This is a genomic window from Sedimentitalea arenosa (genome assembly GCF_016428585.1).
Classification (GTDB): Bacteria; Pseudomonadota; Alphaproteobacteria; order Rhodobacterales; family Rhodobacteraceae; genus Sedimentitalea; species Sedimentitalea arenosa.
Genome location: NZ_JAELVR010000006.1, coordinates 112,636 through 124,820, shown reverse-complemented (window position 1 = coordinate 124,820; position 12,185 = coordinate 112,636). Strand labels below are relative to the sequence as shown.

The 12,185-nt window shown below is 60.8% G+C and carries 15 protein-coding genes; 9 read left to right on the top strand and 6 right to left on the bottom strand.

What is annotated here, in order from left to right; all coding sequences use genetic code 11:
• Window positions 1-58 precede the first annotated feature (58 nt).
• Genes JF290_RS10245 through JF290_RS10205 form a run of 9 tightly spaced genes read left to right on the top strand, consistent with a single transcriptional unit; the run spans window position 59 to window position 4,608 of the window.
• Entirely contained in the window at window positions 59-442 is a 384-nt protein-coding gene (locus JF290_RS10245; protein ID WP_199024781.1) for a FlgB family protein, read from the top strand.
• Between the two features lie 11 nt (window positions 443-453).
• Window positions 454-843 (top strand): flagellar basal body rod protein FlgC, encoded by a 390-nt coding sequence (gene flgC / locus JF290_RS10240; RefSeq protein WP_199024780.1) that lies wholly within the window; start codon window positions 454-456, stop codon window positions 841-843.
• 14 nt (window positions 844-857) lie between these two features.
• A complete protein-coding gene (fliE, locus tag JF290_RS10235) occupies window positions 858-1,148 on the top strand; it encodes a flagellar hook-basal body complex protein FliE (protein WP_199024779.1) in 291 nt (96 codons plus the stop codon).
• A gap of 2 nt (window positions 1,149-1,150) precedes the next feature.
• Window positions 1,151-1,423 carry a flagellar biosynthetic protein FliQ gene (locus JF290_RS10230; RefSeq protein WP_199024778.1) on the top strand — a complete coding sequence of 91 codons (273 nt, stop codon included), beginning with the start codon at window positions 1,151-1,153 and terminating at the stop codon, window positions 1,421-1,423.
• The gene (locus JF290_RS10225; RefSeq protein ID WP_199024777.1) at window positions 1,423-2,136 is read left to right on the top strand and encodes a flagellar hook-basal body complex protein; all 714 of its coding nucleotides are present in this window, start codon (window positions 1,423-1,425) and stop codon (window positions 2,134-2,136) included. Before JF290_RS10230 ends, JF290_RS10225 begins: the two co-directional genes overlap by 1 nt.
• Window positions 2,137-2,157: 21 nt before the next feature.
• Entirely contained in the window at window positions 2,158-2,943 is a 786-nt protein-coding gene (gene flgG / locus JF290_RS10220) for a flagellar basal-body rod protein FlgG (RefSeq protein ID WP_199024776.1), read from the top strand.
• The gene (gene flgA, locus JF290_RS10215; protein ID WP_199024775.1) at window positions 2,940-3,362 is read left to right on the top strand and encodes a flagellar basal body P-ring formation chaperone FlgA; all 423 of its coding nucleotides are present in this window, start codon (window positions 2,940-2,942) and stop codon (window positions 3,360-3,362) included. Before flgG ends, flgA begins: the two co-directional genes overlap by 4 nt.
• Window positions 3,362-4,102: a flagellar basal body L-ring protein FlgH gene (gene flgH, locus JF290_RS10210; protein ID WP_199024774.1), complete on the top strand. Its 741-nt coding sequence runs from the start codon at window positions 3,362-3,364 to the stop codon at window positions 4,100-4,102. The genes flgA and flgH overlap by 1 nt, the downstream gene beginning before the upstream one ends.
• A gap of 11 nt (window positions 4,103-4,113) precedes the next feature.
• Entirely contained in the window at window positions 4,114-4,608 is a 495-nt protein-coding gene (locus JF290_RS10205; protein ID WP_199024773.1) for a flagellar basal body-associated FliL family protein, read from the top strand.
• A gap of 68 nt (window positions 4,609-4,676) precedes the next feature.
• Here JF290_RS10205 and JF290_RS10200 read toward each other — a convergent pair whose 3' ends face one another.
• The 6 genes from JF290_RS10200 to JF290_RS10175 form a co-directional block, all read right to left on the bottom strand.
• Complete coding sequence (locus JF290_RS10200; protein ID WP_199024772.1) at window positions 4,677-5,081, bottom strand: hypothetical protein; 405 nt, start codon at window positions 5,079-5,081, stop codon at window positions 4,677-4,679.
• Entirely contained in the window at window positions 5,078-6,169 is a 1,092-nt protein-coding gene (gene flhB / locus JF290_RS10195) for a flagellar type III secretion system protein FlhB (protein ID WP_199024771.1), read from the bottom strand. Before flhB ends, JF290_RS10200 begins: the two co-directional genes overlap by 4 nt.
• Window positions 6,166-6,939 (bottom strand): flagellar biosynthetic protein FliR, encoded by a 774-nt coding sequence (locus tag JF290_RS10190; protein ID WP_199024770.1) that lies wholly within the window; start codon window positions 6,937-6,939, stop codon window positions 6,166-6,168. The genes flhB and JF290_RS10190 overlap by 4 nt, the downstream gene beginning before the upstream one ends.
• Complete coding sequence (gene flhA, locus JF290_RS10185; protein WP_425503954.1) at window positions 6,936-8,957, bottom strand: flagellar biosynthesis protein FlhA; 2,022 nt, start codon at window positions 8,955-8,957, stop codon at window positions 6,936-6,938. Before flhA ends, JF290_RS10190 begins: the two co-directional genes overlap by 4 nt.
• Window positions 8,958-9,019: 62 nt before the next feature.
• Complete coding sequence (locus JF290_RS10180; RefSeq protein WP_425503951.1) at window positions 9,020-9,823, bottom strand: transglycosylase SLT domain-containing protein; 804 nt, start codon at window positions 9,821-9,823, stop codon at window positions 9,020-9,022.
• Window positions 9,824-9,963: 140 nt separating this feature from the next.
• A complete protein-coding gene (locus JF290_RS10175) occupies window positions 9,964-12,168 on the bottom strand; it encodes a tetratricopeptide repeat protein (protein WP_233155264.1) in 2,205 nt (734 codons plus the stop codon).
• Window positions 12,169-12,185 lie beyond the last annotated feature (17 nt).

The window sequence follows — 12,185 nt, the reverse complement described above, 5'->3', positions numbered from 1 at the left end:
TGTTTCTAAACGAATCGGGGTTAAGCCTTGATTGAAATCGATCGAGGGAGAAGCCCCGATGTTCCAAGGATTGAACGTCTTTAACGTGGCGCACGCCATGGCAACACATGCAGGACACCGGCAGGCGGTCGTCTCGCAGAATATCGCGAACGCCGATACGCCGGGTTACAAGGCGCAGGACATAACCGCTTTCGCCGACGTGGTCCAAGGCGACCGGACGAGCGGAATGCGCGCCAGCCGCGCCGGCCACCTGGATGGTGCGGCCGGGGCCGGCGGGTGGCAGAGCTTCACTACGGATGCGCAGACCGATCCGAACGGGAACTCGGTTTCCGTCGAACTGGAAATCCTGAAGGGCGTCGAGACGAAGCGGCAGCACGACCGGGCGATCGCGATCTACAAGTCGTCGCTGAACATCCTGCGCACCAGTCTCGGTCGGACCTGAGGGCGCATGAGATGAGCGATTTTTCAAACTCCCTCGCCGTGTCCGCGAGCGCGCTGAAAGCCCAGGCGCAACGGTTGCGCCACGTGTCCGAGAATATCTCGAACGCCGATACGCCGGGCTATCGCCGCAAATCGGTGTCCTTCGAGGCAGCGCGCGGGCTTGACGCCTCGCGCGAGGTTTCGGTCGGTCGGGTTCAGCTCGACCGGAGCGATCTCGACCGGATCTACGACCCCTCCCACCCTCTGGCCGACGACACCGGGCACTACGAAGGCTCGAACGTCGACCTGATGATCGAGATCGCCGACGCGCGCGAAGCGCAACGCAGCTACGAAGCCAACCTCAAGATGTTCGACCAGGCGAGGCAGATGTCCTCGAGCCTGATGGACCTGCTACGCAAATAACAAGGAGATCCAGAATGGATGTTCGCAGTCTTTCCGCGGTTCAGAATTACGCGGCGGCCCGACCCGCAACCCAGACCGACCCCGATGGCGGCGGTGCGGGCGCGCAGATCAAGTCGGCCTTCCAGGATTTCGCCGCCACCCTGCAGCACAGCGAGAACACCGCCATGGCCGCGATGACCGGCGATGCCGATCCGCACGCCCTGGTGCAGGCCCTGGCGCAGACCGAACTGGCGGTCGAGACCGCGATCACCGTGCGCAACAAGGTGGTCGAGGCCTACCAGGAAATCCTGCGGATGCCGGTCTGACCATGCTGACCGAAGGCGTCTTCTATGACACGCTGCGGGCGGGGCTCTGGGTTGCGGTCACGGTCTCGATTCCGATTCTGACCGTGGCGCTGGTGACCGGCCTTGTGATCGGTCTGTTTCAGGCGCTCACCTCGATTCAGGAAATGACCCTGACCTTCGTGCCGAAGCTGGCCGCCATCGTCATCGTGTTCTGGCTGTCCATGGGCTTCATGACCCAATCCCTGCTGTCGTTCTTCGATGGCCATATCATTCCCCTGATCGTTGGAGGTTCCTGATGGAAGCCGCCGGATACGTGACCCTTTCCCGCCAGTCGGGCCTGATGCGCGAAATGCGCATCGTCGCCAACAACATCGCCAACGCGGCGACCACCGGTTATCGGCAGGAGGGGCTGATCTTCTCGGAGTTCGTTCGATCCGCGCCGGACCAGTCCTCGCTGTCGATGAGCCAGGCCCGCGTGCGCAACACCTCGATGGAGCAGGGCAGCCTGACCCAGACCAACGGCAACATGGATTTCGCGATCGAGGGCGACGGGTTCTTTCTGGTCGAAACGCCGCGCGGCGAGCGTCTGACCCGCGCGGGCAGTTTCGCCACAAATGCCGATGGTGACCTGGTCACGCCGGACGGGTATCGCGTGCTTGATGCCGGCGGTGCGCCGGTCTTCGTTCCACCCGATGCAGCGGATATCAGTGTGTCATCCGACGGAACGCTCAGCGTCGATGGACGGCTGCTCGGGCAAATCGGTCTTGTTCGCCCGACCGATCCGCTCGCCATGGTGCGCGAGGACGGGGTCATGTTCCGGGCCGATGACGGGTTCGAACCGGCCGAGGACGCACGCGTTCTTCAGGGCTTCGTTGAAGGGTCGAACGTCAATCCGATCCTGCAGATCGCCCGCATGATCGACATCCAGCGCGCCTATGAGATGGGTCAGAGCTTTCTCGAGACCGAAGACCAGCGCATCCGGAACGCCGCCAAGACCCTGATGAAGTAACACCCGCACAGGAGACCCCTCATGCGAGCCTTGAAGATTGCAGCCACCGGGATGAGCGCGCAGCAGCTGCGCGTCGAGACGATCTCGAACAACCTGGCCAACATGAACACCACCGGCTACAACGCCCGCCGGGCCGAATTCGCCGACCTGCACTATCAGCAGGTGTCGCGGGCGGGCACGGTGAACGCTTCGGACGGGACGGTTCTGCCGACGGGTGTCCAGCTGGGGCTTGGCGTGCGGCCGAGTGCCGTGACCATCCACCTCGCGCAAGGCGCGCTGGAGGAAACCGGCAACGATCTCGACATCGCGATCGAGGGCAAGGGGTATCTCGAGGTGACGCTGCCCTCCGGCCAGTCCGCCTACACGCGCGACGGCAGCCTGAAACGCTCGGCCGAAGGGCTGATCGTCACGTCGGACGGGCACACCGTGGCACCCGAGATCGTGATTCCGACCGATGCCAACAGCATTTCGATCAATGCGGCGGGCGAGGTCTATGCCTATTTCTCCGACAGTGCCGAAGGCCAGCTTCTGGGCCAGTTCTCGGTCGCCGGTTTCACCAACGCCAAGGGGCTCGAGGCGATCGGCAGCAACCTGTTCCAGGAGACCGAGGCCTCGGGGCCCGCGCTGGTCTCCACGCCCGGCGAAGATGGTCTCGGAACCCTGCGGCAGGGCTATCTCGAAGCCAGTTCGGTCGACGCCGTGCGCGAGGTGACCGAGCTGATCGAGGCGCAGCGGGGTTATGAGATGAACGCCAAGGTGATCTCGGCCGCCGACCAGATGATGGGCGCGACGACGCAGATCCGATGACAGGCAGATACCTGATTTTCGCCGCATGTCTGCTGACCGCTCCCGAGCTGACGGCCGACATCCTCGTGCCGGTGCGAACCATTCGCGCCAAGGAGATCGTGTCCGCCGACGATCTCGTGCCGAAGGATGTCGAGATCGAGGGCGCCTTGTCGGATGTGCGCGACATTGTCGGTCAGGAAGCCAGGGTTGCACTATACGCCGGACGACCGGTTCGGCCCGGAGATGTCGGGCCTCCCGCGATCGTCAGCCGAAACGACCTCGTGACGCTGGTGTTCCTGAAGGGCGGTCTGAGAATCGCCACCGAAGGCCGCGCGCTTGGCCGGGGGTCGGAAGGCGAAATCATCCGCGCGATGAACCTGTCGTCGCGCACAACCGTTTCAGGTCGCATCCAGAGCGACGGCTCCATAGAGGTTCAATGATGCCACGAGTCCATCCGTTTCCCTTCCTGCTTCTCGGCGGTCTCGTCGCCGTCAGTGCCTGCGGTCGCCTAGACCATCTCGGCAAACCGCCGTCCTTCACGCCGAATACGGAAACATCCGAACATGTGGCGATGCTGATGCCCGGCCTGCCGCTGCGCACCCAGCCACAGCGTACGGTCGATCAGGCCTCGTTGTGGAGCGGCGAGCGGCAATCGTTGCTGGGAGATCGGCGCGCCATGACGAAGGGGGATATCATGACCGTCGTCATCGAGATCGACGAGAAGGCCGAGATCAGCAACGATACGGCGCGCTCGCGCTCGGGTTCTGAAAGTCTCGGCATGGGTGACCTGTTCGGCCTGCCGCAGAGGTTGGACGATAGCCTGCCGGACGGGGCCTCGATGGCCGAGGCGGTCGAGCTCGACTCCACGAGCAAGACCACCGGCAAGGGGTCGGTCAAACGCAAGGAAAAGCTGACCCTTCGGGTCGCCGCCACGATCGTCGACGTTCTTCCCAATGGCGTGCTCGCCATCGCCGGATCCCAGGAGTTGCGCGTCAACTTCGAGCTCCGGGAGTTGCTGGTCACCGGCTACGTGCGGCCGGAGGACATTTCGCGCAAGAACGAGGTCACCTATGACAAGATCGCCTCGGCGCGCGTGTCCTACGGTGGGCGCGGCCAGATCACCGACGTGCAGCAGCCGCGCTATGGTCAGCAGATTCTCGACACAGTTCTGCCGTTCTAGAGGAGCCTGCAATGCTGGCGAAACTTCTTCCCGTTGTGATGCTGCTCGTCGGTGTCGGCGGCGGCGTGGGGTCCGGACTTCTTCTGGCGCCGAAGGAGCCGCCGGAAGAGGCCGGGAGCCACGAGGAAAAACCCGACGACGATCACGCCGCTGTGGATGAGGGGGCTGACGGTGAGAAATCGGTGACCGAATTCGTAAAGCTGAACAACCAGTTCGTGATCCCGATCATTCGTGATGAACGGGTCGCGTCTCTCGTGGTTCTGTCGCTGAGCCTCGAGACGCGGGTGCCGATGAACGATGCCGTCTTCAACCGTGAACCGAAATTGCGCGACTCGTTTCTGCAAGTGCTGTTCGACCACGCGAACATGGGAGGATTCAACGGCTCCTTCACGGACGCTGAAATGCTCGACGTGTTGCGCAGGTCGCTGCGCGACGTCGCGCGTCGCGAACTTGGCTCCGAGGTCGAGAATGTGCTGATCACGGACATTTCCCGCCAGGACACCTGATAGGAGTTGACGCTTCGACGCGCCGGTCGCAGTCGCGGCGGGCTTTCGCAGGGCGCGGCCGACCCATGTCAGACGTGGCGGTTCAGAAGCGTTTCCAAGGCTTTCTTCCGGGCCTTTTCCCGCCGCTCCCTGTCGCGTGTTTCAAGCATGGATTGAACGGCCGACTGCTTTCCAAAGGCACGACGAACGCGGTCCATCGCCGTAAGCTTTCTTGCCATGACGCGGGCAAGATCCATGTTCAGCTGTCGCTGCGTCCTGTTCAGCCAGGACTGCCATAGAAGATCAGCACCGACAGCCTGCATCGAAGGATCGGTCTGCAAGGTCTCGCGACCCTGCTCGGATTGCGCACGAAGGCGCGCCAGTTCCTTGCGCAGCCGGGCCTCTTCTTCGAGCAAGCCTTGGACCTTCTGAAACTCTGTCATGTAGATCGCCTTGGTCACGTCTGCCATCCGGGCGAGTTTGTCCTGTGTCATTGTCCTCTCTCCTTGGCGCGCTGGCGCATCCGTTCCGCGAAACGGATCGCCGCGGCGACGGCGCGGAACTGGGCTTCGGGGATTTCCTGCCCAAGCTCGACGGTCGCGTGCAGGGCGCGCGCTGTCGGAGGATCGCGATGGATCGGCACGCCCGCAAGTGTCGCGCATTCCCGGATCGAGGCGGCGACTTCATCCACACCCTTGGCCACACAGATCGGTGCTGCACCGGGGGCCCGGCTCCATTTCAACGCGACAGCATAGTGAGTCGGATTGACGATGACCACGTCTGCCGTGGGTACATCGGCCATCATCCTGTTCATTGCGATCTCCTGCCCACGCTGCCGCCGCTGGTTTTTCATGTGCGGGTCGCCTTCGGCCTCCTTGGCCTCGTCCATCACTTCCTTGTGCGACATCATGTTCTTTCTCAGATGTTCCTTGTGCTGCCAGATCGCGTCGATCCCACCGATGGTGATGGAGATCAGCAGTACGAGGAACATGAACTCGACACAGAGGCGCACCAGCTGCGACACGGCCATCTGCGGGCTGGAACCCGTGGTCGCAATGATCTCGGGCAAGCGAAGCTGCAGGAACAGGCCCAGGCAGATCGAGTAGAGAACGAGCTTGGTGAAGCTCTTGGCGAACTCGAACAGCCCTGATCGGCCGAACTTGTTCTTGGCGTTCGAGATGATCGAGATCCGCGACAGTTTCGGAGCGATCTTGGTCGGCGCGACGACGAAGGCGCGTTGTGCAAGGATCGACAGGAGAACGGCGACGGCGGGAACGAGGAACCACGGAGCCAGAGGCGAGGCGATCGCGGCAAGCAACCCTCCGATCGGGGCGGTGGCTGGGCCGGTGAGAACGAGGTTCGACAACGTATCCGATCGATCGATCAGAACCATCAGCGTGGTGCCGAGGGTGCTCAGCGATTGCGCGCCGACCGCCACGGCAGCCAGCACGAGACCGGCATAGGCTGCGGCCACTGACAGATCGGTCGATTTCGCGACCTCGCCTTTCTCGCGCGCTTTCTGGAGCTTCTGCGGAGTCGCTTCGTGGGACTTCTCGGTATCGTCGTCGGGTGCGCCGCTCATCTGCCAGAATCCATCGGGGCCTGGAAGAAGTTCGCCAGTGCCTCCGACCAGACGGCGAGCATGATCGGGGCGCAAAGGAACAGGATGAAGATTCCGCCCAGGGTGATCACCGGTGCGCCGACGAAGGCGACCATCAACTGCGGCATCGCCCGGTTGATCACGCCGAGCGTCAGATTGTAGAGGACGGACGTGATCACGAAGGGCGCTGCGAGCATGAATGCCAGTGCGAAGGCGTTCGATACCCGCCCGATCCCCCAGGCGGACAAGTCCGCGGCGAATGGGAATTCGCCGACCGGAAACAGCTGATAGGAGCGTATCAAGAGCTCCGCCGCATGGACATGGAGGCCGGTCATGACGGCGAGCGCGAGGCCTCCGACCACGAGAACATATCCCATCGCGGGGATTGGTTCCACGGCAGCGCCACCGAGGATCTGCGACAGGGAGGTCGATTGGGCGGCGATCGAGCCAGCCGTCTGGAGCGCCAAAACGAACAGCCTGATCCCGATCCCGAGCGCGAGCCCGACGATCGCCTCCGTTACCGCCACTCGCGAGAGATGTTGTTGCGCGAGGGACAAATCGACCGGTTGTATCGCCGGGGCGATGATCAGAGTGAAAGCGATCGCAATGACCAGCTTGATCCGCATCGGAACGGTTCGTTCTCCGAAAGCCGGCATGACGGAGACCAGCGCAGACACCCGAATGAACACTGTGATGCTGTGCCACAAGCCGGTGGACAGCAGCGTCAGAAGGTCATTGGGGACAGAGATCACGCGGCGACCATGCCGACCAGTGCGGGACGTGCTTCCAGTCCGATTTCCTCAAAAGACAGCACGGGATTCGTCACGCCTCGCGCGCGCAGGATGGTGCGCAGGAAGCGTCTGCGCCGGGTTGAGGTCACGATCGCGGGGAAAATTCCCTGCTGAGATGTCTGGTTCAGGCGGTCGGTCATGCCGTCGGCGAGACGGTTGAACAGATCGGGCGGCAAGGCGATGTCGAACGCCCCTTGCGTGGATTCCACCTGATAGGCTTGGAAGGTGTCCTCCCATTCGGGTGCGAGTTGAACCAGCGGAATGCTCCCGTCCTCCCGCTTGAGCTCGGACACGAGCTGAAATCCCATGCGCTGGCGCACCTGTTCGCAGATGCCTTCGGGCTGGGTCGTCACGAGGCGCGCTTCGGCGATGGCTTCGAGGATCAGCGGCAGGTTGCGGATCGAAACCCGCTCTTCCAGAAGCAGGCGCAGGACGCTGTGCAGGGTATCTATCGGAACCTTGTCAGGGATAAGTTCATCCAGCAGTTTGCGGTTCGCTTCCGCACGCCTTGGGTCGGACAACTGTGTCATTTCCGCCAGCAGGCGGCGAAGGGACTTGAGCGTCAACAGGCGGGCGAAATTCTGTTTGATGATCTCCAGCAGGTGTGTGGCGAGGATCTCCGGCGGCGTCACGATCGTTGCTCCGATCAGCACGGCGGATTCCTGGTCCTTGGTCGCGATCCACCTCGCGGGGGCCCCATAGACCGGTTCGGTCACATCGGTTCCCGAGGGCAGCGCTTCGTGATCATCGGGCATCAACGCCAGAACTAGGTCAGGGTGCAGCGTTCCACGGGCCTGTTCGACACCCTGGACGCGGATGACATACGTGCCGATCTGCAATTCCGGCTGATCCGTGAGTCGGATGTCGGGCAGGATGAGTCCGAACACAGAGGCGACATGTGTACGCATATTCGCAATTCTCGTGTCGAGTCCGGTGCCTGCGTCGAGAATCATGCTGACGAGATCCGGCGCGAATTCCAGGTGCACATCATCGAGGTCAAGCACATCGCCGAGCGGTTTGCGGGTCGTCACCTCGACCTCGTCCGTTTCGATTTGTTCCGACTTGGTCTTGGCTCGCTTCCTCATCATGTAGGCCGCGCCGCCCAGAACGGTACCCCCGATGATGAATGGCAGGAACGGTAGTCCGGGCACCAGGGCGAAAAGGCCCATTAGTATCGCTACCGTCGCCAGCGCGGCCGGGTGCCGTCCGAGCTGATCGAAAAGCGCGAGATCCGTGGCGCCGCGGGTTCCGCCGCGTGCAAGCAGCAACGCCGTCGCAATCGAGATGATGACGGCGGGGATTTGTGTCACCAACCCGTCACCAACGGTGAGAATGGCGTAGACTTCGAATGCGGAGCCGATAGGCATCTGGTGGACGACAACGCCCATGATCAAACCCATCACCAGGTTGAGAAGCGTAATCAGAAGGCCTGCGATCGCATCGCCTTTCACGAATTTCGACGCACCGTCCAGTGAGCCGAAAAACGTGGTCTCCTGCTGCTCCAACTCGCGGCGTTCTTTCGCCTGCTGGTGGTCGATCGCGCCGGCGGACATGTCGCTGTCGATGGCGAGTTGCTTGCCTGGCATCCCATCGAGGGCGAACCTGGCTCCGACTTCAGCCATTCGTGCCGCGCCCTTGGTGATGACCATGAAGTTCACGATCAGCAGAACGCCAAAGACCACCAGGCCGAGGAACACGCTTCCGCCCATGACGAACTGGGCGAACCCTTCGATCACGTCGCCGGCGGCATTCGGACCCGTGTGCCCCTGTCCGATGATCAACTTGGTCGACGAAATGTTCAGGGAGAGCCGCAGCATCAGCGACGCGAGCAGGATCGTGGGAAAGGCTGAAAAATCCAGCGGACGCTCGATGAAAAGGGTCACCGTGAAGATCAAGATCGCCAGACCGAACGATGCGGCAAGCCCGACATCGAGAACCCAAGCCGGAACCGGCAGGATCATCATGACGATGACGGCCATGAGTGCCAACGCGAGCAGAATTGTCGGACTGAAAAGATCGCTCACTCTGATTTTCGGCATGGTCATCTGCTTGAGTTCATCGCGATTATTGCTTGGAGGCTCGCCGAGCCCGACTTCCGAGACGGAACCAGAGAGCCCATGCGCCCTGTTCCGCCCCGAATGAGGGGCGCTCGCGCGGAACTGGAGAACGGGTCAGATCTCTGGCGTTCTGGCCGATCAGATGGGTTTCGAACGTCCAAACCAACCGTTTGGTCAAAAGCGGTCATTGTGTTCCTGATTTCTTCGAACCGGGCGGAATAATTCTCCGCGTGGGTTCTTGTCCTCGAATGGAAGGCACCGGCTGCCGATGTCCAGTCACCGAATTCTTGATAAAGATCGCGCAGGAAGCGTGCCGCGTAGTTCGCGTTCAGGATAGGATCAAACATCTCGTCGATCGATCGGAACGCGGCACCATGCCACTTGTAGTTTATCTGAAAGCAACCGACGTCAAAACTGCGTGCACCCCGTTTGAAATGTTGGAACACGTAGGCGCGTGCCTCATCTTCGGCACCGAACCATTCCCCGTGTCCCTCCATGTTTACGGTCCACGGCCAGGGTTGCAATTTTCCACCGATCGCGCGGCCAGTTTCCGTGCGGGAAATCGCGCGCAGAACATCGAGAGGAACGTTCCAATCGTCCGCAGCCTTGCTTGCTGCAAGATCGCACATATTGGCAGTATTTGATGTGTCCGGACTGGCGAATACTGGTCCAACGCTCGCGATCAGCCCAATGAGAAACCGACCGAAGATCGGAAACATGTCGCGCGGCTTCATGCGCCCAGTCTTGTGATCAAGCCACGGTTTGCCCGTTTTCAAAGCATCCGGCATTCTGCCAAGTCCACGCTGAAGTGAATAACCTGATCACAGGGTTAGGGTTTCCAGGTTGAAATTTGGTTAGCGCCGTTCACTGTAGGATGACAATGGAAAGGTCACCTGATGCGGACGTCGAATGTCCGATCAAAGGTGGATCACTGTTCGAGGCCGGATGTCCGAAGTACATTGAACAACTGGTCGATCGTTTCGCGAGCACTTCTGCTTTCCTCCAGCAACGCTTGTGCGTTTGCGAGCGGTGGCAAGTCCGTCGTGTCGTCAGTTGACTGAACAAGTTGATCGGTAGCTTCGGCGAGTTGAGTGTAGTAAGAAGGCTCGTCGATCGAGATCATTTCGGGAGCGTCGGCCAACCACAGCCAACGCGAAGCCTCCGCAGCATTGCCGGTGTTCATGAGAGTCTGTCCGGCCAATCGGTAGTCACCATAGGTCTGCATTGCCTTGGCTCGAAGCTCTTGCGCTTCATTGCTGGAAACGCTCAGCAACTCGACCATTGCCCGATGCGGCTGTCCTAACGCTATCGCTGCCTGAGCGCGCATCAGCATAACGTCGTCGTCGGCAGGTTTTTCCCTCGTCGCCAGAGTATCCAAAGCTGCTTGCGGAAAACCCAATGCCAGCAGACGGCGGGCGGACTTGCTCCGAAGTACTGCGGAGCCGTGTTGTGCAATGTCGTTCCGGTGTGCGAGGGCGTACTTCAAAAAGCTTGGGTCTGCGGCGTTGTCGACCATGGCATCCATCACGGCCAGCTTTGCAGCGAGGCCAGCGTCCGACCCATCCCGCCGAGTGATCCGCTCTACGGTTTGCAAAGCGTCCTCAAACCGCCCGTTCAGGGACAGAGAATAGACCAATGCTCGGCGCATGTCCGAACCCACCGAACTTGTTTTCAACTCGGTTTCATAGGCTTCTGCCAGTTCAGTTATAGCTGGGGTCGTCGGCTTTCTTTCAAGCCAATGGATGTCTATGAGCTCTATCAAGGCTTGGGGGGAGTAGTCGGAGTTCTTGTCTACAACCCGGTCCAGTTTCCTAATTGCGTCAGAAACGTCGCCGGACGATTTTCGAACGATTGCATCGGCAAAGTCCTTTCCTGGAATCTCGCCGTTGCCCACTCGATCCATGGAGCGCAATATGGATGCCGCGATTTCGGTCTTCCCAACTTTCGCGAAGCTTTGACTCAAGTCCGGTCCGAGAAGCTTGCGCAGATGCTCCGGCAGGCGAACGAAAGCCTGCTGAATTTCGTCTCCATCTCTGGCGCGACTGGGTGATCCACCTGCCAAAACGCTCCAAAGAGCGGTTTCGCCCCCGCAGGATTCTTGATCTTCAAACGGGTTGCCCGAGGGCATCGTTTCGCCGTCCAATATGCTGGCCATCGTGCGGAGGAACGTGATTTCCAAACTGTTGTCGGACATCAAATCCAGTGCGTGGCTTGCCTCGGCGCCGAAACCAAAGAAAAGATACGTCTTCGCCAGTTGCTTGATCGCGGCGGAGTCCGGCCGGTCGAACTCGCCATAAACCGCGTCTCTCGCATCTGCGACCTGCTCGACGAGGCTTCGCCCGTCACCCCATTCGCTGATACCAACAAATGACTCAGAGATGCATGCGGTGTTGCGCGATCCACCTTTCAGCGCGTCGGAGACTCCGGCAAACCCCTGGTCGACCGACGTTTCCGCGGTCACATTGAGAGGGAGGATCTGCGGTGGACCGCTGGAAGGGGTGGAACTCCCCGGTGGCACGACGATACCGTTGTTTTCGTCAGGCGGTATACCAACCGGCGACAGCAGTCCTTGGTTGGCCGCTCGCCCAATCTGTTCGAGAAGGCGACGTTCCGAGATATTCAGTCCAACGCTGGGAGTTTTCAGGCGGATTTCGGGTTCCGAGGGGTCACCGGGTACCAAAGGGTCAATCGCGGCGTTGCTTTCCAGCCCTGTTTCAGGTTGCTCAGGCGGAGAGTGCGCATCTGCCTTCCTGCTCTCGGAGCGGCTTGATCCAAGAGCACGATGCAATGGCGGAAAGGTGATGCCCTCATGATCGACAGTGTCACTCTGCCGATCCTTGATGTCGATCACGAGCAGACCATCCGTTCGCAGTGTCGTCTCCAGCTCGCAATCGCAACCGAAGCGCATCGAAAGCTCGCCGTATGGAGCCGTTGCCGACAGCGCAAGCAATCGGGTTCTTGGTATTCTGTCAAACGCCAAGGACGTGTCAAATTGAAGGTCCGGGTTCTTCACTGTGAGCTTCGCCGAGTTTTCTTCTCGATAAATTGACCAATCCGAATCCGGCGGAATGGCGAGTGTCAGCCGGGTGAAGGTATCGTGCTCGCCCGAGCGGACCGTGCTGGTCTCGGTCATTCCCACCGTTCCGAAGA

Bases quoted from the DNA above. Each gene is read 5' to 3' on its own strand.
- JF290_RS10245 (WP_199024781.1), top strand. From the start codon at position 59: ATGTTCCAAGGATTGAACGTCTTTAACGTGGCGCACGCCATGGCAACA.
- flgC (WP_199024780.1), top strand. From the start codon at position 454: ATGAGCGATTTTTCAAACTCCCTCGCCGTGTCCGCGAGCGCGCTGAAA.
- fliE (WP_199024779.1), top strand. From the start codon at position 858: ATGGATGTTCGCAGTCTTTCCGCGGTTCAGAATTACGCGGCGGCCCGA.
- JF290_RS10230 (WP_199024778.1), top strand. From the start codon at position 1,151: ATGCTGACCGAAGGCGTCTTCTATGACACGCTGCGGGCGGGGCTCTGG.
- JF290_RS10225 (WP_199024777.1), top strand. From the start codon at position 1,423: ATGGAAGCCGCCGGATACGTGACCCTTTCCCGCCAGTCGGGCCTGATG.
- flgG (WP_199024776.1), top strand. From the start codon at position 2,158: ATGCGAGCCTTGAAGATTGCAGCCACCGGGATGAGCGCGCAGCAGCTG.
- flgA (WP_199024775.1), top strand. From the start codon at position 2,940: ATGACAGGCAGATACCTGATTTTCGCCGCATGTCTGCTGACCGCTCCC.
- flgH (WP_199024774.1), top strand. From the start codon at position 3,362: ATGCCACGAGTCCATCCGTTTCCCTTCCTGCTTCTCGGCGGTCTCGTC.
- JF290_RS10205 (WP_199024773.1), top strand. From the start codon at position 4,114: ATGCTGGCGAAACTTCTTCCCGTTGTGATGCTGCTCGTCGGTGTCGGC.
- JF290_RS10200 (WP_199024772.1), bottom strand. From the start codon at position 5,081: ATGACACAGGACAAACTCGCCCGGATGGCAGACGTGACCAAGGCGATC.
- flhB (WP_199024771.1), bottom strand. From the start codon at position 6,169: ATGAGCGGCGCACCCGACGACGATACCGAGAAGTCCCACGAAGCGACT.
- flhA (WP_425503954.1), bottom strand. From the start codon at position 8,957: ATGGCCGTCATCGTCATGATGATCCTGCCGGTTCCGGCTTGGGTTCTC.
- JF290_RS10180 (WP_425503951.1), bottom strand. From the start codon at position 9,823: ATGCCGGATGCTTTGAAAACGGGCAAACCGTGGCTTGATCACAAGACT.
- JF290_RS10175 (WP_233155264.1), bottom strand. From the start codon at position 12,168: ATGACCGAGACCAGCACGGTCCGCTCGGGCGAGCACGATACCTTCACC.